Source organism: Amycolatopsis sp. cmx-11-32, assembly GCF_047608695.1.
In the GTDB taxonomy this organism is placed as follows: Bacteria; Actinomycetota; Actinomycetes; order Mycobacteriales; family Pseudonocardiaceae; genus Amycolatopsis.
In genome coordinates this window covers 69,865-89,546 of sequence record NZ_JADNQN010000016.1, presented here as the reverse complement: position 1 = coordinate 89,546, position 19,682 = coordinate 69,865, and the positions used below count along the sequence as shown (strand labels likewise).

Here is a 19,682-nt window from a genome sequence, read left to right as displayed (position 1 = left end):
TGAGGCGCCTCGTACGGTCGGGGACGAGATCCCCTTCCGGTCCGTCTTGAGGAAGCGCCCAATGAACCGAAAGATCGTAGCGGCCGCCGCGGCGGCCATCACCGGCGCCGGCCTGGTCACGGCCATCGCGCTGACGCCGAGCGCCAGCGCGGGCCAGACCACCCCGGCGGCCGACCAGGAGATCGTCGCGGCCTTGTCGCGCGACCTCAAGATCAGTCCTGATCAGGCCAGGACCCGCCTCGCCGGTGAGCAGACGGCGGCCCGCGCCGACAGCGCCCTCAAGACCCGGCTCGGTTCGTCCTACGCGGGATCGTGGCTGGACGCGGCCGGGACCACGCTGACCGTCGCGGTCACCGACGCGGCACTGGAGGGCACGGTCCGCGCGGCGGGCGCGACCCCGAAGACCGTCGCGCGGAGCGCCGCCCAGCTCGACGCGGCGAAGCTGTCGTTGGACGCCAAGGGAACCAGCGCGCCGAAGTCCGTGCCCGGCTGGTACGTCGACGCCGCCACCAACTCGATCGTCGTCCTGGCCAACGCGGGCACCGAGGCCGCCGCGAAGTGGTGGGCCACCGCCTCCGGCGTGCGGGCCGACGCGGTGCGGGTCGAGGCCAGCACCGAGAGCCCGGTTCCGCTGATCGACGTCATCGGCGGCAACGCCTACACGTTCGGCTCGGGCCGCTGCTCGATCGGGTTCTCGGTCGAGGGCGGCTTCGTGACCGCCGGCCACTGTGGAACCACCGGAACGCGGACCTCGAACCCGAGCGGGACCGTCGCGGGCTCCAGCTTCCCCGGCAACGACTACGGGTGGGTCCGCGTGGACGCGGGCAACACCCCGCGCCCGCTGGTGAACCGCTACCCGGGCACCGTGCCGGTGGCGGGTTCGCAGGAGGCCGCGATCGGCGCTTCGGTCTGCCGCTCCGGGTCCACGACGGGCTGGCGCTGCGGCACCATCCAGCAGAAGAACGCCTCGGTGAACTATCCGCAGGGCACCGTTTCCGGTCTCACCCGGACCAGCGCCTGCGCCGAACCGGGTGACTCCGGTGGTTCGTGGCTCGCGGGCGATCAGGCGCAGGGCGTCACCTCCGGCGGTTCCGGCAACTGCAGTTCGGGCGGCACGTTCTACTTCCAGCCGATCTCGGAGATCTTGAGCGTCTACAGCCTGCGCCTGGTGACCTCCGGCTCGAACCCGCCGTCCAGCACCACCACGACGCCGACCAACACGACGACGTCGAACCCGCCCACCGGAACCTGGGCCGCCGGTACCACCTACGCCGCGGGTGCGACGGTCACCTACAACGGCGTTTCGTACCGGGCGCTGCAGGGCCACACCGCTCAGACCGGTTGGGAGCCGCCGAACGTCCCCGCCCTCTGGGCGCGCTCCTGACCGTCTAGCCGTCCGGGCCACACGCAGGGGTGCGCCCGGACCCGACCGCCCCCGACGTCGTCCGTGCGTCGGGGGCGGTCCCTTTTCCGGTGGCTGAAGGGGACTTTCCCCGCGTCTCGTGCGGCGAAGGGAGCTTTCCCCGCGTGGCATGCGGGGATGGCGTCCTTCACGTCGCAGATCCGGTGGTCACAGGGACTGTCGCGCGGGACTGTGAGGGACGCGGTCCGGCATGGGGATCGCGCCCGAACACGACACCTTTGCCTTACCCCTCGACAAATGGGTTCAGTGCAGGACTTTCAGCCCCACCACACAGGCGACGATCCCCACGATCAGCAGAATTTTGGCCAGTGAAGCGGTTTCCGCGCCCGACCACATGCCGTAGCCGACGGTGAGCGACGCCCCGATTCCGACCCAGACCGCGTAGGCGGTGCCGACCGGGAGATCCTTCATCGCGTAACCGAGACCCACCATGCTCGCCACCAGCGTGACGCCGAAGATCACCGACGGCGTCGGCCGGGACAGTCCTTCGGACCTGCCGAGGGCGGTGGCCCACACGGCTTCCAGGACACCCGAAACGATCAGCACAAGCCAGGACATGACGCGCTCCCAGAGCGCCGTCTTGTCGCTGGCCGGGTACGGCACCCACTCGTCCGGGGACCTCGATCACGAGGTTCCGTACCCAGGATCGCACACCGCCGGTGTAGGGCGCCCGCCGGTTTGACGAGGATCACCGACGCGGACGTGCCACTGTGGACGGTTGTAGCTTCAGTTTTGGCGTCCCGCCAGCACTTCGGATGTCGACCAAACGAGCAAACCCAGTTCCACACCGAGAAACCGGTCAGCGCCCAAGCGCTCGCGAACCCGGCCTTGCCTGCAGCTGACCATCGCCACCAGGTGCGGGCGGCCACCCGGTCCGACGGCCCGCCTTCCGCTCGGCCTGATCGACGGCGGGGAGTTCTCCGTCGCGATCCCGGTTGGGCCTGAGCTCAGCCCGAAAGCAGCGTGCGGGTCGTCCTGGCCACCAGGTCGACGGTGCGCGGCGGCGGTGCCTCGCCGCGGTCGAGATGCCTCCTCACCGCGGCGTAGGGGAGGTCGACGAGGGCCAGCATCAGTTCGTCGGTGCTCCGGCCGGTCAGCGGGCGCAGCCGTCGCACGACTTTGGTGATCGCCACGTCGAGCCGGCGGTTGGCTTCGTCCACGCGGGCACGGTCTTCGTCGTTCCAGTCGTCGACGCCGAGCGCGCGATTGCCCTCGCAGAGCAATTTTCCCTCGGCCGGATGGACGCGGCACCAGCGGACGACCTGCGCCGCCGCTTCGATGGCGGCCTCCAGGGGCGGTTCCTGCTCCAAGGCTTCGAGGTAGTCCTGCTGGAAGCGGGTCAGGGTGCGGAGCCAGACGGCCGCGAGCAGGGCCGGACGTCCGGGGAACCGGTGGTAGATCGACCCGCTCGGCGCCCCGACCTCGCGGGCGACGGCCGACATGGTCACCCCGGCGGCCCCGTCGGCGGCGAAGAGCCGCACCGCGGCGTCGAGGAAGTCGTCGGCGGTGTGCCGCGGTGGCCGTCCCATTTTCAGAGATTATCCTCTACTATGGTTTTAGGGGAAGGTCTCTAGAACTGGGAGGCGCGATGCGCGTATGGAACAGGCATTCCCGGCTGGTCGCTGCGGCACCGGAGCGTGTCGGAGCGCTGATCGACACGCTGGCCGGGGACGACGACAGGCTCTGGCCCGTCGACTTGTGGCCGCCGGTGCGGTTCGACCGGCCGCTCGGCGTGGGAGCCGACGGCGGACACGGGCCGGTGCGGTATTTCGTCGAATCCTACGAACCGGGGAGGTCGGTCCGGTTCCGGTTCACCGCGCCCCGCGGCTTCGACGGTTTCCACGAATTCACCCTGCGTGCGGCGGAAACAGGGGAGACCGAACTCGTACACCTCATGGTGTTGCGGCTCCGGCATCCCGCTTGGTTCACTTACCCGCTGCTCTGGCGGCCAATGCACGACGCCTTGTTGGAAGACTGCCTGGACCGTGCCGAGCGCGAACTCACCGGCACGGTCCGGAAGCCCGCGACATGGGGCCGTTACGTCCGGCTCCTGCGGAACCTGATCTCCGGCAAGAGGTTCTTCCGCTTGAGCGCGAACAAGGTCCCGCCGAGGAGGACGACGGCGATCAGGTAGCCCAGCGCCAGTGACACGGCACCACCGTTCGCGGGCGGGAGCAGAACACCGAACACCGCGCTGATCCCGGCGAGGATCCACCGCCCGCGGTCGGCGGTGAGGCTGACGGCGAGCAGCGCGATCGTCCACAGGAGATACCACGGCTGCACGACCGGCCCGAGTACCAGCATCGCGGCGAAGGTCAGTCCCGCGCCGTAGAGCGGGTGCATCTTCTCCCGGTAGGTGAGCCACAGCAGCCTGGCCCCGACGGCGAGGCCGAGGATCGCGCCGATGAGCGAGAACACCTTGATCGCGCCGTCGGTCAGGTCGGCGCCGAAGATCTTGCCGACGCCGCCGACGAGGAAGCCGAGTTCGTTGGTGGGCGCCATCCAGCTGTGGACCTGGCCGGAAACGCCGGGGAGTACGCGGACCCAGCCGAAACCGAGCCCGCTGCCGACCGAGATCGCGACGGTGACCGCGGCGAATCCGGCGGGCAGCCCGAGCGCCACCGCCACCCGGCCGGTGGGCGTCGCCCGGCGGAACAGGTCGACTCCGACGAACAGCAGACCCGCGACGGCCACGATCTTGATGTTCGCGGCGGCGCTTACCGCGATCACGCCCGCCGCGATCAGCGACGGCCGGGCGGCGCCGGTCTTCGCCGCTCCCATGAGGACGAGTTCCAGTCCGGCGACCATCAGCCCGACCATGAGCCCGTCGTTGTGCACGCCGGCCACGATGTGCCACAGCACCAGCGGGTTGAGCAGGGCCAGCCACAGCGCGATCGACGGCGAGACGCCGACGCGGCGGGCGAGCCGGGGGAGCGCCCACGCCAAGAGCGCGATACCGGCCAGCCCCAGCAGCCGGTGCAGCAGCAAGGTCGGGACAAAGTTCTCCCCGGCGATGTGGGCGATCGCGCGGGCCAGCGCGACGAACGCCGGTCCATAGGGCGCGGGCGTGTCCCGCCAGTAGTGGCTGACCGCCAGCGTCACCGGCGAGTCGGCGCCGAGTGCCTCCGCCGGCCCCACGAGATAGGTGTCGAACCCCTTCGCCGCGATGAGTCCCTGCGCCAGGTAGCTGTTGATGTCGCCGCTGAACAGCGGGCGGGCGACCAGCAGCGGCGCGCACCACGAGACCGCGATCCAGTACAGCCGCCGCTCGGGCAGTCCGGCGGCGAGCCGTCCGATGCCCAGCCAGGACAGCACCAGGGTGGCCATCCCGGTGACGCCCAGCGCCACCACCAGCACCGACGGCAGTCCGATGCCGGACGTGACCAGCACCAGTACCGCGATTCCAAGGAAACCCGCCCAGTGCAACGCCGAGCTGTTCAGCCCGGCCTTCTCCGGCGCGGGCAAGACGGTTTGCATGCGGCCAAACTACTCCAACTGCGAAATCCGGTTCCGCCGATCGTCCGAGAAACCGGCCGGGACGCTTCGAGACCGCGTCCGCTGGGTATCCCCGCGCTGGAGAGGCGGTGATGGGCGTGAAGAAACGCTGGGTGCGTCTCGGCGCGTTCGCCCTGGTCGGTTTGCTGATCGTCGGTGCTGCGTTGCAGTTCACCGGGCTGCTGTCGAAGCTCAACCCGTTCGGAACGTCCACTGTGGACCGCTCGCAGCCCGCGGTGCTGCAGGCCATGCGTGACCTCAGCCAGTATCACGCGGCTGTCGGCGACTACCAGGTCATCGTCGACATCGAGAAGGACGTCAAATGGGTGCCCGCGAGCATCGCTGGTGAACGTACCCTGTTCGTGGCGGCGGGCTCGGTCGACGCCTACGTCGACTTCGGCTCGCTGGTGGAGAACGCGCTCACCGTCTCGGAAGACCGGAAGTCGGTCGAAGTACGGCTGCCCGAACCTCAGCTGGCGAAACCTAATCTGGACAACGCGCGCAGCTACGTCTTCGGCCAGGAGCGCGGCCTGATCGACCGGCTCGGAGCGCTCGTCTCCGTGCCGGACCAGCAGCAGTTCTATGTCGCCGCGGAGAAGCGGATCGCCGAAGCGGCGCAACATTCCGGCCTCCTCGAACGCGCCAAGGTCAACACCAAGGCGATGCTCACGGGGATGCTGCAGGCACTGGGCTTCCGCGTGACGTTCCCGGCGGATCCGGCCATCTGACCGGCGGCCGGGAATTGCGCGTACGTGCGGTAATTGCCACTCTGCCCTTGACCGTGCGACCTCGTGCTGGTGGGCTCACGGTGACAATGGGAGGCACGATGGTGACGAAGCCGAAAGACGGCCTGATCTGTAAGCCGCTCGCCTCGGGTGAGGTCACCGTCGACGCTTCACCCGAGAGCGTGTACCGGCTGGTCAGTGACCCCGTCGCGATGGCGGAGTGCGCTGAGGAGCTTCGTAAGGCTCGCTGGATCCGCGGTGCGACCGAGGCCGCCGTCGGGAACCGGTTCGCGGGCAGCAACCGCAACGGCTGGCGGCACTGGGTGACCCACGCCGAAATCATCGAAGCCGAGCCCGGGCGCCGATTCGCCTACCGGGTGCGCACACAGTTCCGGGTGCCGATTTCGCGCTGGGAGTACGACATCCGGTCCGAAGGGGACGGTAGCCGCGTCACCGTGACGAACTGGCTGTGGATGCCGCCCTGGTTCGTCCCGATCGCCATCTTCATCACCGGCCAGTCCGACCGTGCCGGGGCCAACCGCGCCAACATCGCGATCACCTTGCAGCGGATGAAGGCCCGGGCCGAGGGCAGGGACTGGCGACGCGATTAGCGTCAGGTTCCGAAATTCTGCATTCCCCGGTCTTCCAGCTTGCGCATCACCGGGCCGCTCAGGAGACCGTGCACGAGGACCGATACCGCGATCGTGAGCGCGGTCACGCGCCACAGTGAGTCGGCCATCGGGAAGTCGCCGTGTCCGAGCGCGTAGGACAGGTAGTAGAGACTGCCGATCCCGCGGATGCCGAAGAACGCGATCGCCGTCGCCGCCGGACGCGTGGTGTTGCCGCCGATCAGGGCCAGTCCGCCGAACAGCGGGCGCACGACCACCACCGCGGCCACCGCCACCAGGACCTCGACCAGCCGTAGACCCGCCAGGAGCCCGTCGCCCAGAACGAAGCCGAGACCGAGCAAGGCCAGCGCGACGAAAAGCCGTTCCAGCTGATCACCGAACTCGTGCAGCACGCCGTGGTAGTCGTGCGAGCGCTCGCTGGCGCGGATGGTCGCGGCGGTGGCGAACACCGCGACGAAACCGATCCCGCCCAGCCACTCGCACAGCGCGAACGGGAGAAAGGCGATGGCCAGCACCACCAGCCCGTCGGAGTACTCACCCAGGCGCAGCCGGTCGTGCCGCACCCGGAACATGAGCCAGGACAGCAGCCAGCCACAGGCGAGGCCGACCACGACGGCGATCGCGAGCGGGCCGACGACCTCGGTCAGCAGCCACGGCACCGGAGACGTACTCGCCGTTCCGGCCAGTACGAGGGCCAGCAGGACGAACGGCATCGCCAGGCCGTCGTTGAGCCCGGCCTCCGAGGTCAGCGTGAACCTGATCTCGTTGTCCGAGCCTCGCCCGTCCTCGGTATGCGGCGCCGGTACCTGCACGTCGCTCGCCAGCACCGGGTCGGTCGGCGACAGCACGGCCCCCAGCAGCAACGCGGCGGCCGGGGACAGGGCGAGCGCCCACCAGCCGAGCAGCGCCACCGCGCCGATCGACAGCGGCAACGTGATCGCCAGCAGCCGCCATGTCGAGTTCCACGACTTCCAGCCGATCAGCCGGTCCGATTTCAGCCCCGCGCCCACCAGGGACACCAGGACACCGAGTTCGGTGATCACTTCGACGGCACCCACATGGGACCGGGGGTCGAGCACGCCTTGGCCGTAAGGGTGCCCGATGGGGAGCAGTCCGAAGACCAGCCCGCCCACCAGCAGGACCAGCGGCATCGACAGCGCGCGTTCGTGCAGCAAGTTCGGCAGCACCGCGGCACACAGCGCCAGAACGCCGGCTCCGGCGAGCAGTATCTCCATTCGCGCGGAGTACCCGCCCCGGACCCCGCGCAACCGGACGTGGCTCAGCCGTTTTGATGTCCTTTGTGGACTGTCAGCTCGATGCCCGAGGCGGGCCGGTACGGATGGGTGTCCACAGTGGCACCGCCGAGCAGCCGCCGCAGGCGGCAGACCTCGGCAGCTCGGCATCGCCTCGCCGCTGGCGTAGGTGGGGCAAAGACCAGTACGAATCGCGAGCCGTCGCCGGTCATCGGCGAAGTGCTGGTCTACCTCGACGACCACACGTCAGCGGTACCTACGTGTCGACGTTGTCCTCCATCGCGGCGCTCGGCTGGGCCGGCGACCAGGTGGAGGAGTCATTGCCGGGCGGGTAGGCCAGACAACGAATCGCCGCTGAAGTGCCTTGGACTGCACTGAATCAGGAGTATAGCAAGCTTATGCGCAACGATTCGGCCTTATCGGCACACCGGGACGGCGGATATCGTCGTCGGTATGAAGGTCGCTGTCCACCAGGGCTCCTACGCCGAACTCCCCGCCGCGGTCGCGGCGTCGGACGCCGATCTCGTGGTCACCGCCGAAATGATCACCACCGGCTACCACATCGGCGCCCGTTCCCATGAGCTCGCCGAACCGGCCGACGGCCCGACGGCGGCGCGGATGTCCGCGCTGGCCGCGGAAACCGGCGTCGCGCTGGCTTACGGCTATCCCGAACGCGACGGCGCCCACGTCTACAACAGCGTCCAGCTGATCGGTCCCGACGGCCGAGGTCTGGCGAACTACCGTAAGACACATCTGTTCGGCGACATCGACCGCTCCTGGTTCGACCCGGGCACCGAGGCGGTCGTACGCGCCGATCTCGGCGGTGTCTCCGTCGGCCTGGTGATCTGCTACGACGTCGAGTTCCCCGAGCTGGTGCGGGCCCACGCGCTGGCCGGGACCGAACTGCTGCTGGTGCCGACGGCGCTGATGAGCCCGTACGAACTGGTCGCCGACACGCTGGTGCCCGCCCGCGCCTACGAAAGCCAGCTGTTCGTCGTCTACGCGAACCGGTGCGACACCGAACAGGAACTGACCTACTGCGGCCGGTCCTGCGTCGTCGCCCCGACCGGTGAAGTGCTCGCCCGCGCGGGCGCCGGTCCGGAGCTGATCAGCGCCGACGTCGACCGGGCCGCGCTACTCGCTTCCCGCGCCGAAAACACCCACCTGGCCGACCGACGGCCCGAGCTGTACCGAGGACTTTCCGCATGACTTCCGCCCTCCCGACCGCGATCCACCACGACGAACCCGCCGGCCGTCCGATCACCATGTTCGGCCCCGACTTCCCGTTCGCCTACGACGATTTCCTCGCCGACCCGGCCGGGCTCGGCTCGGTCCCGGCAGACCGCCACGGCACCGAGGTGGCGGTGATCGGCGGTGGCCTTTCCGGCATCGTCACCGCGTACGAACTGATGAAACTCGGCCTGCGCCCGGTCGTGTACGAGATCGCCGAGATCGGCGGCCGCCTGCGCACCGTGAACTTCCCCGGCTGCCCGGACGACGTCGTCGCGGAGATGGGCGCGATGCGCTTCCCGCCCGCGTCCACCGCGCTCTTCCATTACATCGACAAGGTCGGTCTGGAGACGGCGCCGTTCCCGAACCCGCTGGCTCCGGGGACGCCGAGCACCGTCGTCGATCTCAAGGGGGAGAGCCACTACGCGCGCACGGCGGACGAACTCCCCGCCGTCTTCGGCAAGGTCGCCGCCGCCTGGGACAGCACGCTGACCGAGCAGGCCGCGTTCACCGAGATGCAGACCGCGATCCGGGCCCGCGACACGAAGACGATCAAGCGGCTGTGGAACGAACTCGTGCCGCGGCTGGACGACCAGACGTTCTACGGTTTCCTCTGCGACTCACCCGCGTTCGCCTCCTTCCGCGACCGCGAGATCTTCGGCCAGGTCGGCTTCGGCACCGGCGGCTGGGACACCGACTTCCCGAACTCCATCCTGGAGATCCTGCGGGTGGTCTACACCGGCGCCGACGACGAGCACCGCGGCATCGTCGGCGGCAGCAGGCAGCTTCCGTCGCGGCTGTGGGAACACGCGCCCGAGGACATCGCGTTCTGGCCCGCCGGAACGAGTTTGAGCTCACTGCACGGCGGAAGCCCGAACCCCGGCGTCGCCAGGCTGCACCGCACCGCGCCGAACAACATCACCGTGACCGACACCGAAGGCCGCATCCGCACCTGTCCCGCGGCGGTGTTCACCGCGCAAAGCTGGATGCTGCTGTCGAAGATCGAATGCGACGAGGCGCTGTTCCCGATCGATCACTGGACCGCGATCGAGCGCACGCACTACATGGAGTCGTCGAAGGTCTTCGTCCCGGTGGACCGGCCGTTCTGGCTGGACAAGGACCCGGAGACCGGCCGCGACACGATGAGCATGACGCTGACCGACCGCATGCCGCGCGGCACCTACCTGCTCGGCGACGACCCGGACGCGCCCGCGGTGATCTGCCTGTCCTACACCTGGGCCGATGATTCGCTGAAGTGGCTGCCGCTCTCGATCTCCGAGCGTGTCGAGGTGATGCTCCAGTCGCTGCGGGAGATCTATCCCGGCGTCGACGTCCGGCGGCACATCATCGGCGACCCGGTGACCGTGTCGTGGGAGGCCGAACCGCATTTCATGGGCGCGTTCAAGGCCAACCTGCCCGGCCACTACCGCTACCAGCACCGGCTGTTCACGCACTTCATGCAGGACGGCCTCGAAGCGCGTCACCGCGGCCTCTTCCTCGCGGGCGACGACGTTTCGTGGACGGCGGGCTGGGCCGAAGGCGCCGTCCAGACGGCGTTGAACGCGGTGTGGGGCGTGCTGAACCACTTCGGCGGCGAGACCAACCCGGCGAATCCGGGGCCGGGCGATGTCTACGACGACATCGCGCCCATCGAACTGCCCGACTGAGCCCGGCGGTTCGTGAGTCGGGCCGTGGCGGCGGCCAGGAGAACGCCGAGGACCGCGCCGAGGGTGTTCATCAGCCAGTCGTTGGTGTCGCACGCACGGCCGATCGCGGGCACGAGGGCCTGCAGGGTCTCGACCACCGCGGACAGCGCCGAGCCCACGGCGAGCGTCGTCAGCGGGCGCCGGGACGCCAACGCGGCGAAGTACACCGGTGGCAGGAGCAGCGCGACGTTGGCCAGGAGTTCCACCGCGCCCAGTGTGGGCAGAGAGAACTGGACCGTGCACAGGACCTCGCCGACCGTCCTGCCGGTGGGCACCAGCGCCAGCGCGAAGACCGGCACCAGGGACACCCCGGTGAGCGCCCACAGGATCCGGCGCCTGCCCGCGAGCAGGTGACCGAGGACGGCACAGACGAGCGCGACCAGCAGGATCGCCACCGGCACGAGCGCCGAGTGGTCGAGCAGGAAGTTCGTGATCATGGCCGGCCGATCCTACGATCACCCCCGCTCAGGCGGTGAACTCGACCTCCACCGCGGGCACCACGCGTAACCGCCCGCCGGGATGGATCGCCGTGCCCAGGATCAGGTTGTGCCGGGCGATGACCTGCTCGGCGGTCAAGCCCGTGGTGGGATCGCCGTCGGCCGACGGTGCGTGGCCGTCGCCGACCAGTACGACGTCCAGGCCGTGGCTCTGCGCGGACCGGGCGGTGGCGTCGACGCAGTAGTCGGTCGCCAGTCCGGTCAGCACCACCGTGTCCACGCCCCGTTCGACGAGCAGCGCCGCCAGCCCGGTCCGGTAGAACGAATCCGTCGCCGTCTTCTCGACCACGACGTCGATCGGTTCGAGGCCGAGCAGCGGGCTGAGCCGGGTACCCGGTGACGCCGGGTCGAAGTCGGTGCCGGAGGCGCCGATCTGCCTCAGCGCGATCACCGGAACCCCCTGCTCGCGGGCCTCGCCCGCCAGCGCGGCGATCCGGGTGGCCAGTTCCTCGCCGCGCCAGACCAGGGGAACGAGCAATTCCTGCATGTCGACGATCAGCAGCGCGGCTCTCATATCCAGAAAGCCTAGGGCAGCGCCGCGGGCGATTCGGCCTCCGGGATGAGCAGCCGCGGCACCCCGGTGCCGTCGAAGCGCAGACCGGAGCCGCTTTGGCGGCTCCGCGCGCCTGGCTTGCCAAGCTTCTTGTAAGCGCTTTCAGGACGACGGTCGAAAATGCCACCGAAGTCACTTTTCCAGCCGGGGAACCAGGGGACGCGGCCGCCGAGGTAGCCGTCGCCGTCGCCACGCCGAGATCCGTGCCTTCGGCAAACTGGACAGGATGACCACGATGTAGCGGTCGCCCTCCCCGACGAGTCCGGTCGTGTGCACGTCCACGGCACCGCCCACGGCCGGTCGTGGAAGGCCGACGGGATACCGAAGTGCTGGTCGAACCCGTCGGCGCCTGTCTTGCTCGCTTCTCGCAGCGGCTTCAGGAACAGACCACGATGATCGTCTCTGGACATCGACACCATGTTCGACGAACGAACCAGGCCCATCGCCGTGCCCGGTGATCGGCGACCGGGGGTCATATGCGAGCGCGGTGCCGGTGACCGGTCCCGCTGCCGGACCGCGTCCCACACAGTCCCGCACGAGAACTTCCTGTGACCACTAGATCCGGAAGGGGGGGTGTGGAAATAGGGACATTGAGTGTCCCTATTTCCACACACCCCTCAACCGGCGCCACCTTTGCCTTACCCCTCAATAGAACCCGAATCGCCACTCACGACCCGGACCCTCGCAATTAGGCGACTGGTTGCGCCGAGGGGGCGTCACGTGAGTTCGGAGGAGACGACCGAGGGCAAGCTCCGCAGCCTGTCCAGTAGCGGCTCGACCTCGTCCTCTCCGAGCAGGACAGCGCAGGTCATGGTGCTTTCCCGGACCCCGTCGCGAACGTCGACGGACAGTTCGTGGACGAGGCAGCCGAGCGCGTCGACCAGGCCGGGGATTTGTTCGACGCCGCCGACGAAGTAGGTGGCGATCCGGCGGCGGACCATCGGGGACGAGCGGGGAGCGGGAACCTGGAACGTGGTGAGCGACATCGTGGTCTCCAAGAAACGGGACGAATCGGCCAAGAGGGCCAGGTCCCGGGATACCCCGTATCGAGGGGTCGCCGGAATGCGCGCCGGCGACCTGGTTCAGCCGGCGCGCTTGAGTACGAGTCGAGACCAGCGCTGCACGGCGACAGGCTAGCACGCCCTACCGGTGAGTCACGAGAGCCGCAGCCGTGGCCCCTGCTCGCGGACGTGCGCGGGGGAGCCGCAGTCCAAATCCAACTGGCGCTGCCGTTCGGCGACGAAAGCCCGTCCGAGACCCGTCCGGTCCGAAGTGGACATGGTGCGCCGGAGTTCGTTCAGCAGTCCGCGCTCTTCCGAACGGATATGCGTGTCGACCGAATTCTCCAGCGACACCAACGCTTTTTCGAAGTCGTCGGGTTCGAGGATCGCCAGCAACTCGGCGGCGAGACCGCTCTCCGTCGCATCGGGAGAGACAATCCGTTCCGTGGCGGTGACGTGGGCGACCAGCAGTGCCGACAGCTCCGCGACCAGTGCCGGACGGTCGGCCTCGTCGTTGCGGAGGTCCCGGAACAGCTGCTCGATCCGGCGGTGGTCGGCAAGGACGACCTCGACCAGGTCGGACCCCGGGGGAGCAGCCGTCGGACCCGGCCGCATCCAGCCGAACGTCAGTTCCACGGCCTGCCGCCAATGCGCGTACTCGCTGTCGCGGCGGGCGGGGTTCATCGACGGCAGCCATTGCCCGGCGCGGTGCCAATTACGGCGCAAGCCCTCCAGGTCCGGCCAGTACCCGACCGACAACCCGGCCGCGTACGCCGCGCCCAGCGACACCGTCTCGGCGACCATCGGGCGGACGACCGGTACGTCGAGCACGTCGGCGACGAACTGCATCAGCAGGTTGTCCGCGGTCATCCCACCGTCCACTTTGAGCGTGGACAGGGCGAGCCCGGAGTCGGCGTTCATCGCGTCGACGACCTCGCGTGTCTGCCAGCCTGTCGCCTCCAGCACGGCGCGAGCGAGGTGCCCCTTGGTGATGTAAGACGTCAGCCCGGCGATCACGCCGCGCGCCTCGCTGTGCCAGTGTGGCGCGAACAGGCCCGAGAAAGCGGGCACGATGTAGCAGCCACCATTGTCCTCGACCGTGCGGGCCAGCGTCTCGATCTCGGGTGCGCTGCCGATCAGTTCGAGCCCGTCCCGGAACCACTGCACCAGCGACCCGGTGACCGCGATCGAGCCTTCCAGCGCGTACACGGCGGGCTCGTCGCCGATCTTGAAGCCGACGGTGGTCAGCATTCCGTGGGTCGAGAGCACCGGCGTCGGACCGGTGTTGAGCAGAAGAAAACTGCCGGTGCCGTACGTGCATTTCGCTTCACCGGGCGCGAAGCAGGTCTGGCCGAACAACGCCGCCTGCTGATCGCCGAGCGCCGCCGCGATCCGGATCCCGGGCACCACGCGCGAGGTCGTCCCGTACACCTCGGTCGACGACCGGATCTCCGGCAGCATCGCGCGCGGGACGTCGAAGAACTCCAGCAGTTCGTCGTCCCACGACAGCGTCCGCAGGTTCATCAGCATGGTGCGCGATGCGTTGGTGACGTCGGTGACGTGGACGCCGCCCTCCGGACCGCCGGTCAGGTTCCAGATCAGCCAACTCTCGACCGTCCCGAACAGGACGTCGCCGCGCTCGGCGCGTTCCCGCAGGCCGGGGGCCCTTTCGAGCATCCACCGGATACGGGGCGCGGAGAAATACGTGGCCAGCGGCAGCCCGCACAGCCGCCGGACACGGTCGGCGCCCGGCTCGCGGGCGAGTTGTTCGAGCATCGCGTCGGTGCGGGTGTCCTGCCAGACGATCGCGCGCCCGACCGGATTGCCGGTGTGCCGGTCCCACAGCACGGTGGTCTCACGCTGGTTCGCGATGCCGAGGCCGACCACCTGCCCGGCTTCGGCGCCGGCGTCGGCCAGCGCCTGCGGCACGATCCGGCCGACGTTGCGCCAGATCTCCGCCGCGTCGTGCTCCACCCAGCCCGGCCGGGGGAAGTGCTGCTGGTGCTCGCGCTGTGCGACCGACACGAGCCTGCCGCGTGCGTCGAACAGGATGCACCGCGTCGAGGTGGTGCCCTGGTCGATCGACATCACGTAGCGGTGGACCACGCGAGCACCTCCATCACCATCGGGACGCGCCGAGATCGCGGGAGACCGCCCGTGCCGCGTCGCGCACGTGGCCCAGCAGCCGCGGGATCGGGCTGCCGTCGGCCTCGCAGATCCGTTCCGCCGCGCCGGACACCCCGATCGCGCCGACCACGATGCCGCCGTGGCCGCGGATCGGCGCCGCTATCCCGGCCTCGCCGGTGATCATCTCGCCGTTTTCACTCGCCCAGCCCGCCTCGCGCACCTTGCCGCAGGCGCGTTTGAGAGCGGTCTGGGTGACCAGGGTCCGGCGGGTGTAGGCCTCCGGCCCGCCGGTGCGCAACGATGCCACGAGACCGGTGTCGTAGGCCAGAAGTACTTTTCCGAGCGCGGTCGCGTGCAACGGCAGGAGCGTGCCGACATCGAGCGTCTGCAGGCTGTCGTCCGGCCGGAACACGTGGTGCACCACCAGGACCCGGCCCTCCAGCGGAGCGCCGATCCGGACGGCCTCGCCGCTGCGCGCGGCCAGCGCGTCGGCCCAGTTGATCGCGCGCGAGCGGAGTTCGTTGACGTCGAGGTAGCTCGTGCCCAGGTGCAGCAGTGCCGCGCCGAGCTGGTACTTGCCGCTGTCACGGTCCTGTTCGACGAACCCGACACCCTGCAGCGTGCGCAGGATCCCGTGCGCCGTTCCCTTGGCGAGTTCGAGGGAATCGGCGATCTCACCGACCCCGAGACGCCCCGAACCACGCGCCAGCAGCCGCAGGATCGCGGCGGCGCGCTCGATGGACTGGATCGGACCGGGCACGGTACAACCGTAGCCCGACCGGCCCTGATTCGACAATGTCGAACATCGTCCCCGGGCGTTCGACAATGCCGACCGGGGTCCGTTGACCTCGGGTTTCCGTGAACTTAACTTCGGCTTCAGCAGGGCAACGGTGTCCTTTGTGGAGGAAGCAATGGTGCGAAACCTCAAGGCTCGCGGACTCGCGGGCGAACTGGCGGCGGAGTTCGTCGGGACGATGATCCTCATCCTGTTCGGCTGCGGGGTGGTGGCTCAAGTCGTCGCCGCGGGTATCGGGGATCACGACAGCATCGCGTGGGCCTGGGGCATCGGCGTCACGCTCGGTATCTACGTGGCTTCGCGGATCAGCGGGGCGCATCTCAACCCCGCCATCACCGTGGCACTCGCGGTGTTCAAGGGCTTCTCGTGGCGCAAGGTCGCCCCGTACGCCCTCGCGCAGACCGCCGGCGCGTTCCTCGCGGCGATGCTGGTGCGCTGGAACTACACCGAGGTGCTCAACGCGGCCGACCCCGGTCTGACGATCAAGACCCAGGGCGTCTTTTCCACCCTTCCGGGTAACGGAACCCTGCCGGTGGGTGACTGGGGTGCCTTCCGCGACCAGATCATCGGCACCGCCATTCTCGCGTTGGTGATCTTCGCCATCACCGACCTCCGCAACACCTCGCCCGCCGCGAACCTTGCCCCGGTCGTCGTCGGTTTCTCCGTCGTCGCGATCGGCATGGCCTGGGGCACCAACGCCGGTTACGCGATCAACCCCGCCCGCGACTTCGGCCCGCGCCTCGCGTCCTGGCTCACCGGCTACGACACCGCGTTCACCGACCAGTACGGCTACCCGTACTGGTGGATCCCGATCGTCGCACCGATCATCGGCGCAGTCATCGGCGGCGCGATCTACAAGTTCTTCATCGAGCGCTACCTGCCCGCCGATCCGGCACCGGAGTCGTTGCCCGCCAAGGATCTCAAGACCGCCGCCTAAGCATCCGAAGGAGAGAATCCATGCCTGACTACATCGGCGCCGTCGACCAGGGCACCACCAGCACGCGGTTCATGATCTTCGACCACGGCGGCAACGAGATCGCCCGCCACCAGCTGGAGCACGAGCAGATCCTGCCGAAGCCCGGCTGGGTCGAACACGACCCGACCGAGATCTGGGAGCGGACCCGTTCGGTCATCGCCACCGCGCTCAACAAGGCGAACCTCACCGCGGGCGACCTCGCCTCGCTCGGCATCACCAACCAGCGCGAGACCACCGTCGTGTGGAACCGCCACACCGGGCGCCCGTACTGCAACGCCATCGTGTGGCAGGACACCCGCACCGACCGGATCGCCTCGGCGCTGGAGCGGTCCGGCAAGGGCGACGTCATCCGCCGCAAGGCGGGCCTGCCGCCCGCGACGTACTTCTCCGGCGGCAAGCTGCAGTGGATCCTGGAGAACGTCGACGGCGTCCGCGAAGACGCGGAGAAGGGCGACGCGCTCTTCGGCACCACCGACTCCTGGCTGATCTGGAACCTCACCGGTGGGTCCGACGGCGGTGCGCACGTCACGGACCCGACCAACGCGTCGCGCACGATGCTGATGGACCTCGAAACGCTGGAGTGGGACGACGAACTGCTGTCGTTCTTCGACATTCCGAAGCAGATGCTGCCGACGATCCGGCCGTCGTCGAACAACGGCCACTTCGGGACCACCCGCGCGGACGGCCCGCTCGGCGGCGAGGTGGCCATCACCGGTGTGCTGGGCGACCAGCAGGCGGCGACCGTCGGCCAGGTGTGCTTCCGCCCCGGCGAGGCCAAGAACACCTACGGCACCGGTAACTTCCTGTTGCTCAACACCGGCCACGAGGTCGTTCGCTCGAAGCACGGCCTGCTCACGACGCTGGCCTACCAGTTCGGCGACGACAAGCCGGTGTACGCGCTGGAAGGCTCGATCGCCGTCACCGGTTCCGCCGTGCAGTGGCTGCGCGACCAGCTGGGCATCATCAGCGGAGCCTCGCAGAGCGAAAGCCTCGCCCGGCAGGTCGAGGACAACGGCGGCGTCTACTTCGTACCGGCGTTTTCCGGACTTTTCGCGCCTTACTGGCGTTCCGACGCCCGCGGCGCGATCGTCGGTCTCACCAGGGCGACCACCAACGCACATCTCGCGCGGGCGACGCTCGAAGCGATCTGCTACCAGACCCGCGACGTCGTCGACGCCATGCAGAACGACTCCGGTGTCACGCTCGACGTGGTGCGGGTGGACGGTGGCGTGACCGCGAACGAACTGTGCATGCAGCTCCAGGCCGACATCCTCGGCGTTCCGGTCTCGAAGCCGGTCGTCGCCGAGACCACCGCGCTCGGGGCCGCCTACGCGGCCGGGCTGGCCGTCGGGTTCTGGGAGTCCACCGACGAGCTGGAACAGAACTGGAACGAGGACAAGCGCTGGGCCCCGTCGTGGACGGACGAACAGCGCGCCGAGGGCTACGCGGGCTGGCAGAAGGCCGTCGGCCGCACGCTCGACTGGGTCGAGGTCGAGTGAGCCCGATGAACCCGAGGAAGAACAGAAGGAACACTGTGACATCAGGACTGACACCCGTACCGCTTTCCCCGGTCTACCGTGCCGAGACGCTGCGCAAGCTGGCTCGCGAAGAGGTCGACGTGCTGGTCGTCGGCGGGGGAGTGACCGGTGCCGGCGTCGCGCTCGACGCGGCGTCGCGCGGGCTCTCCGTCGCGCTCGTCGAGGCCCGCGACTTCGCCGCCGGTACGTCCAGCCGGTCGAGCAAGCTGATCCACGGCGGACTGCGCTACCTGGAGAACCTGGACTTCAAGCTGGTCCGTGAGGCGCTGAAGGAACGAAGCCTGCTGCTGCAGACCCTGGCGCCGCATCTGGTCCGGCCGGTGAAGTTCCTGGTGCCACTCAAGCACCGAGTCTGGGAACGCGGCTACATCGGCGCCGGCGTGACGCTCTACGACACCCTCGGTGGGGCTCGCGCGCTGCCGCGCCACCGGCACCTGTCCAAGCGCGGCGCGGGCAAGGTCGCACCCGGCCTCGCCGATGACGCCCTCATCGGCGCGATCCAGTACTACGACGCCCAGGTCGACGACGCTCGCCACACGATGACGATCGCCCGTACCGCGGCCGAACAAGGCGCTTCCGTCCTCACCCGGGCCCGGGTCACGTCGCTCATCCGCGACGGCGAACGCGTCGTCGGCGCCAAGGTCGTCGACCGCGAGAGTGGCGCGGAGATCGAGGTCCGGGCGAAGACGGTCGTCGCGGCCACCGGTGTGTGGAGCGACGACATGGCCGAGGCCGCGGGCATCCCGGCGCCGTTCACCGTGCGCGCGTCGAAGGGTATCCACCTGGTGGTGCCGCGCGAGAAGATCGACCTGGACACCGGGCTGATCCTGCGCACCGAGAAGAGCGTCCTGTTCGTCATCCCGTGGGGACGGCACTGGATCGTCGGCACCACCGACACCGAATGGGACCTCGACCGCGAGCATCCGGCGGCCAGCCAGGCGGACGTCGACTACGTGCTCGGCCACCTCAACGCCGTCCTGCGCACGCCGCTCACCGCCGACGACATCGAAGGCGTGTACGCCGGGCTTCGGCCGTTGCTGGCCGCGAAGGCGACTTCGACGACGAAGCTGTCGCGGGAGCACGCGGTGGCGCATCCCGTGCCTGGTCTGGTGATCGTGGCCGGTGGCAAGTACACGACCTACCGCGTGATGGCCGCGGACGCGGTCGACGTCGCGGTGGAGGACCTCGGCCGTCCGGCGCCGTCGTCGTGGACCGAACGCCTGCCGATCGTCGGTGCGGCGGGCTACCACGAATTGTGGGGCGCGCGGCATTCGCTCGCCCAGCGCGCCGGGTTGCCGCTCAGCCGGATCGAGCACCTTCTCCAGCGGTACGGCACCGCGACCGAGGACATTCTCGCGTCCATTGTGGACCTTCCCGAGCTCGGGGATCCGATCCCGGGAACGGCGGAGTATCTCAAGGCGGAGGCCGTCTACGCGGTCTCGCACGAGGGCGCGCTGCATCTGGAGGACGTCCTCACCCGCCGGACGCGTATCTCGATCGAGGAACGCGATCGCGGTGTGACCGCGGCGCCGGTGGTGGCCGCGCTGATGGCGCCGCTGCTGGGCTGGGACTCGCACCGGCAGCAGCGCGAGGTCACCAACTACCTCGCCCGGGTCGAGGCGGAACGCTCCGCGCAGGCCCAGCCGGACGACGAAGCGGCGAACGCCAGCCGTCTCGCCGCTCCGGCCTTGCTGCCGAGCTGACCTGAGCTGGAGGGGCCCTTCACCGCATAC

General features: G+C 69.2%; 19 protein-coding genes and 1 riboswitch. Of the genes, 9 read left to right on the top strand and 10 right to left on the bottom strand.

The annotated features are described in order from the left end of the window. Positions 1–61: 61 nt before the first annotated feature. A complete protein-coding gene (locus ACM6LR_RS34500; RefSeq protein WP_414945274.1) occupies positions 62–1,384 on the top strand; it encodes a carbohydrate-binding protein in 1,323 nt (440 codons plus the stop codon). A gap of 282 nt (positions 1,385–1,666) precedes the next feature. Here ACM6LR_RS34500 and ACM6LR_RS34495 read toward each other — a convergent pair whose 3' ends face one another. Next, entirely contained in the window at positions 1,667–1,981 is a 315-nt protein-coding gene (locus ACM6LR_RS34495) for a DMT family transporter (RefSeq protein WP_414940236.1), read from the bottom strand. Positions 1,982–1,992: 11 nt separating this feature from the next. Continuing rightward, a riboswitch (guanidine-III (ykkC-III) riboswitch) is annotated at positions 1,993–2,060 on the bottom strand. A 310-nt stretch (positions 2,061–2,370) separates the two neighbouring features. Beyond that, on the bottom strand, positions 2,371–2,952 hold the full coding sequence (locus ACM6LR_RS34490; protein ID WP_414940237.1) for a TetR/AcrR family transcriptional regulator: 582 nt from the start codon (positions 2,950–2,952) through the stop codon (positions 2,371–2,373). Positions 2,953–3,011: 59 nt separating this feature from the next. Here ACM6LR_RS34490 and ACM6LR_RS34485 point away from each other — a divergent pair, with 59 nt between their 5' ends. Then, on the top strand, positions 3,012–3,557 hold the full coding sequence (locus ACM6LR_RS34485) for an SRPBCC family protein (RefSeq protein ID WP_414940238.1): 546 nt from the start codon (positions 3,012–3,014) through the stop codon (positions 3,555–3,557). Here ACM6LR_RS34485 and mptB read toward each other — a convergent pair. After that, the gene (gene mptB, locus ACM6LR_RS34480; protein ID WP_414940239.1) at positions 3,461–4,900 is read right to left on the bottom strand and encodes a polyprenol phosphomannose-dependent alpha 1,6 mannosyltransferase MptB; all 1,440 of its coding nucleotides are present in this window, start codon (positions 4,898–4,900) and stop codon (positions 3,461–3,463) included. The genes ACM6LR_RS34485 and mptB overlap by 97 nt on opposite strands. Before the next feature lie 110 nt (positions 4,901–5,010). On the opposite strand from mptB, the gene ACM6LR_RS34475 reads away from it, so the two are divergent. After that, positions 5,011–5,646 carry a DUF4230 domain-containing protein gene (locus tag ACM6LR_RS34475; RefSeq protein WP_414940240.1) on the top strand — a complete coding sequence of 212 codons (636 nt, stop codon included), beginning with the start codon at positions 5,011–5,013 and terminating at the stop codon, positions 5,644–5,646. Between the two features lie 98 nt (positions 5,647–5,744). Next, on the top strand, positions 5,745–6,254 hold the full coding sequence (locus ACM6LR_RS34470; RefSeq protein ID WP_414940241.1) for an SRPBCC family protein: 510 nt from the start codon (positions 5,745–5,747) through the stop codon (positions 6,252–6,254). A gap of 2 nt (positions 6,255–6,256) precedes the next feature. On the opposite strand, the gene ACM6LR_RS34465 is transcribed toward ACM6LR_RS34470, so the two are convergent. After that, on the bottom strand, positions 6,257–7,507 hold the full coding sequence (locus ACM6LR_RS34465) for a cation:proton antiporter (protein WP_414940242.1): 1,251 nt from the start codon (positions 7,505–7,507) through the stop codon (positions 6,257–6,259). A gap of 471 nt (positions 7,508–7,978) precedes the next feature. Between ACM6LR_RS34465 and ACM6LR_RS34460 the strand changes: the two genes are divergently transcribed. Then, complete coding sequence (locus ACM6LR_RS34460) at positions 7,979–8,734, top strand: carbon-nitrogen hydrolase family protein (RefSeq protein WP_414940244.1); 756 nt, start codon at positions 7,979–7,981, stop codon at positions 8,732–8,734. After that, positions 8,731–10,422 (top strand): flavin monoamine oxidase family protein, encoded by a 1,692-nt coding sequence (locus tag ACM6LR_RS34455; protein ID WP_414940245.1) that lies wholly within the window; start codon positions 8,731–8,733, stop codon positions 10,420–10,422. Before ACM6LR_RS34460 ends, ACM6LR_RS34455 begins: the two co-directional genes overlap by 4 nt. Here ACM6LR_RS34455 and ACM6LR_RS34450 read toward each other — a convergent pair. From ACM6LR_RS34450 to ACM6LR_RS34425, 6 genes are all read right to left on the bottom strand, one after another. Then, positions 10,386–10,898, bottom strand: a complete 513-nt coding sequence (locus ACM6LR_RS34450; protein ID WP_414940246.1) for a VanZ family protein — start codon at positions 10,896–10,898, stop codon at positions 10,386–10,388. The two genes, ACM6LR_RS34455 and ACM6LR_RS34450, sit on opposite strands and share 37 nt — an antisense overlap. Before the next feature lie 28 nt (positions 10,899–10,926). After that, positions 10,927–11,472 (bottom strand): isochorismatase family protein, encoded by a 546-nt coding sequence (locus ACM6LR_RS34445; protein ID WP_414940247.1) that lies wholly within the window; start codon positions 11,470–11,472, stop codon positions 10,927–10,929. Positions 11,473–11,483: 11 nt separating this feature from the next. Beyond that, positions 11,484–11,921 (bottom strand): hypothetical protein, encoded by a 438-nt coding sequence (locus ACM6LR_RS34440; RefSeq protein ID WP_414940248.1) that lies wholly within the window; start codon positions 11,919–11,921, stop codon positions 11,484–11,486. A 306-nt stretch (positions 11,922–12,227) separates the two neighbouring features. Continuing rightward, on the bottom strand, positions 12,228–12,497 hold the full coding sequence (locus ACM6LR_RS34435) for a hypothetical protein (RefSeq protein WP_414945273.1): 270 nt from the start codon (positions 12,495–12,497) through the stop codon (positions 12,228–12,230). Between the two features lie 168 nt (positions 12,498–12,665). After that, entirely contained in the window at positions 12,666–14,618 is a 1,953-nt protein-coding gene (glpK, locus tag ACM6LR_RS34430) for a glycerol kinase GlpK (protein ID WP_414940250.1), read from the bottom strand. 13 nt (positions 14,619–14,631) lie between these two features. Continuing rightward, positions 14,632–15,399, bottom strand: a complete 768-nt coding sequence (locus tag ACM6LR_RS34425) for an IclR family transcriptional regulator (protein ID WP_414940251.1) — start codon at positions 15,397–15,399, stop codon at positions 14,632–14,634. A gap of 151 nt (positions 15,400–15,550) precedes the next feature. Between ACM6LR_RS34425 and ACM6LR_RS34420 the strand changes: the two genes are divergently transcribed. Genes ACM6LR_RS34420 through glpD form a run of 3 tightly spaced genes read left to right on the top strand, consistent with a single transcriptional unit; the run spans position 15,551 to position 19,652 of the window. Beyond that, the gene (locus tag ACM6LR_RS34420) at positions 15,551–16,372 is read left to right on the top strand and encodes an MIP/aquaporin family protein (protein WP_414940252.1); all 822 of its coding nucleotides are present in this window, start codon (positions 15,551–15,553) and stop codon (positions 16,370–16,372) included. 20 nt (positions 16,373–16,392) lie between these two features. Continuing rightward, positions 16,393–17,910 carry a glycerol kinase GlpK gene (glpK, locus tag ACM6LR_RS34415; RefSeq protein ID WP_414940253.1) on the top strand — a complete coding sequence of 506 codons (1,518 nt, stop codon included), beginning with the start codon at positions 16,393–16,395 and terminating at the stop codon, positions 17,908–17,910. 5 nt (positions 17,911–17,915) lie between these two features. After that, positions 17,916–19,652, top strand: coding sequence for a glycerol-3-phosphate dehydrogenase (gene glpD, locus ACM6LR_RS34410; RefSeq protein ID WP_414940254.1), 1,737 nt, complete (start codon positions 17,916–17,918; stop codon positions 19,650–19,652). The last annotated feature ends 30 nt before the right edge of the window (positions 19,653–19,682 follow it).

Excerpts from the sequence above, each read along its gene's own strand:
- ACM6LR_RS34475 (WP_414940240.1), top strand. The coding sequence starts at position 5,011 with ATGGGCGTGAAGAAACGCTGGGTGCGTCTCGGCGCGTTCGCCCTGGTC.
- mptB (WP_414940239.1), bottom strand. The coding sequence starts at position 4,900 with ATGCAAACCGTCTTGCCCGCGCCGGAGAAGGCCGGGCTGAACAGCTCG.
- glpD (WP_414940254.1), top strand. The coding sequence starts at position 17,916 with ATGAACCCGAGGAAGAACAGAAGGAACACTGTGACATCAGGACTGACA.
- ACM6LR_RS34440 (WP_414940248.1), bottom strand. The coding sequence starts at position 11,921 with ATGTCCAGAGACGATCATCGTGGTCTGTTCCTGAAGCCGCTGCGAGAA.
- ACM6LR_RS34445 (WP_414940247.1), bottom strand. The coding sequence starts at position 11,472 with ATGAGAGCCGCGCTGCTGATCGTCGACATGCAGGAATTGCTCGTTCCC.
- ACM6LR_RS34495 (WP_414940236.1), bottom strand. The coding sequence starts at position 1,981 with ATGTCCTGGCTTGTGCTGATCGTTTCGGGTGTCCTGGAAGCCGTGTGG.
- ACM6LR_RS34455 (WP_414940245.1), top strand. The coding sequence starts at position 8,731 with ATGACTTCCGCCCTCCCGACCGCGATCCACCACGACGAACCCGCCGGC.
- ACM6LR_RS34460 (WP_414940244.1), top strand. The coding sequence starts at position 7,979 with ATGAAGGTCGCTGTCCACCAGGGCTCCTACGCCGAACTCCCCGCCGCG.
- ACM6LR_RS34470 (WP_414940241.1), top strand. The coding sequence starts at position 5,745 with ATGGTGACGAAGCCGAAAGACGGCCTGATCTGTAAGCCGCTCGCCTCG.
- ACM6LR_RS34485 (WP_414940238.1), top strand. The coding sequence starts at position 3,012 with ATGCGCGTATGGAACAGGCATTCCCGGCTGGTCGCTGCGGCACCGGAG.
- ACM6LR_RS34500 (WP_414945274.1), top strand. The coding sequence starts at position 62 with ATGAACCGAAAGATCGTAGCGGCCGCCGCGGCGGCCATCACCGGCGCC.
- ACM6LR_RS34450 (WP_414940246.1), bottom strand. The coding sequence starts at position 10,898 with ATGATCACGAACTTCCTGCTCGACCACTCGGCGCTCGTGCCGGTGGCG.
- ACM6LR_RS34490 (WP_414940237.1), bottom strand. The coding sequence starts at position 2,952 with ATGGGACGGCCACCGCGGCACACCGCCGACGACTTCCTCGACGCCGCG.
- ACM6LR_RS34435 (WP_414945273.1), bottom strand. The coding sequence starts at position 12,497 with ATGTCGCTCACCACGTTCCAGGTTCCCGCTCCCCGCTCGTCCCCGATG.
- ACM6LR_RS34465 (WP_414940242.1), bottom strand. The coding sequence starts at position 7,507 with ATGGAGATACTGCTCGCCGGAGCCGGCGTTCTGGCGCTGTGTGCCGCG.
- ACM6LR_RS34420 (WP_414940252.1), top strand. The coding sequence starts at position 15,551 with ATGGTGCGAAACCTCAAGGCTCGCGGACTCGCGGGCGAACTGGCGGCG.
- glpK (WP_414940253.1), top strand. The coding sequence starts at position 16,393 with ATGCCTGACTACATCGGCGCCGTCGACCAGGGCACCACCAGCACGCGG.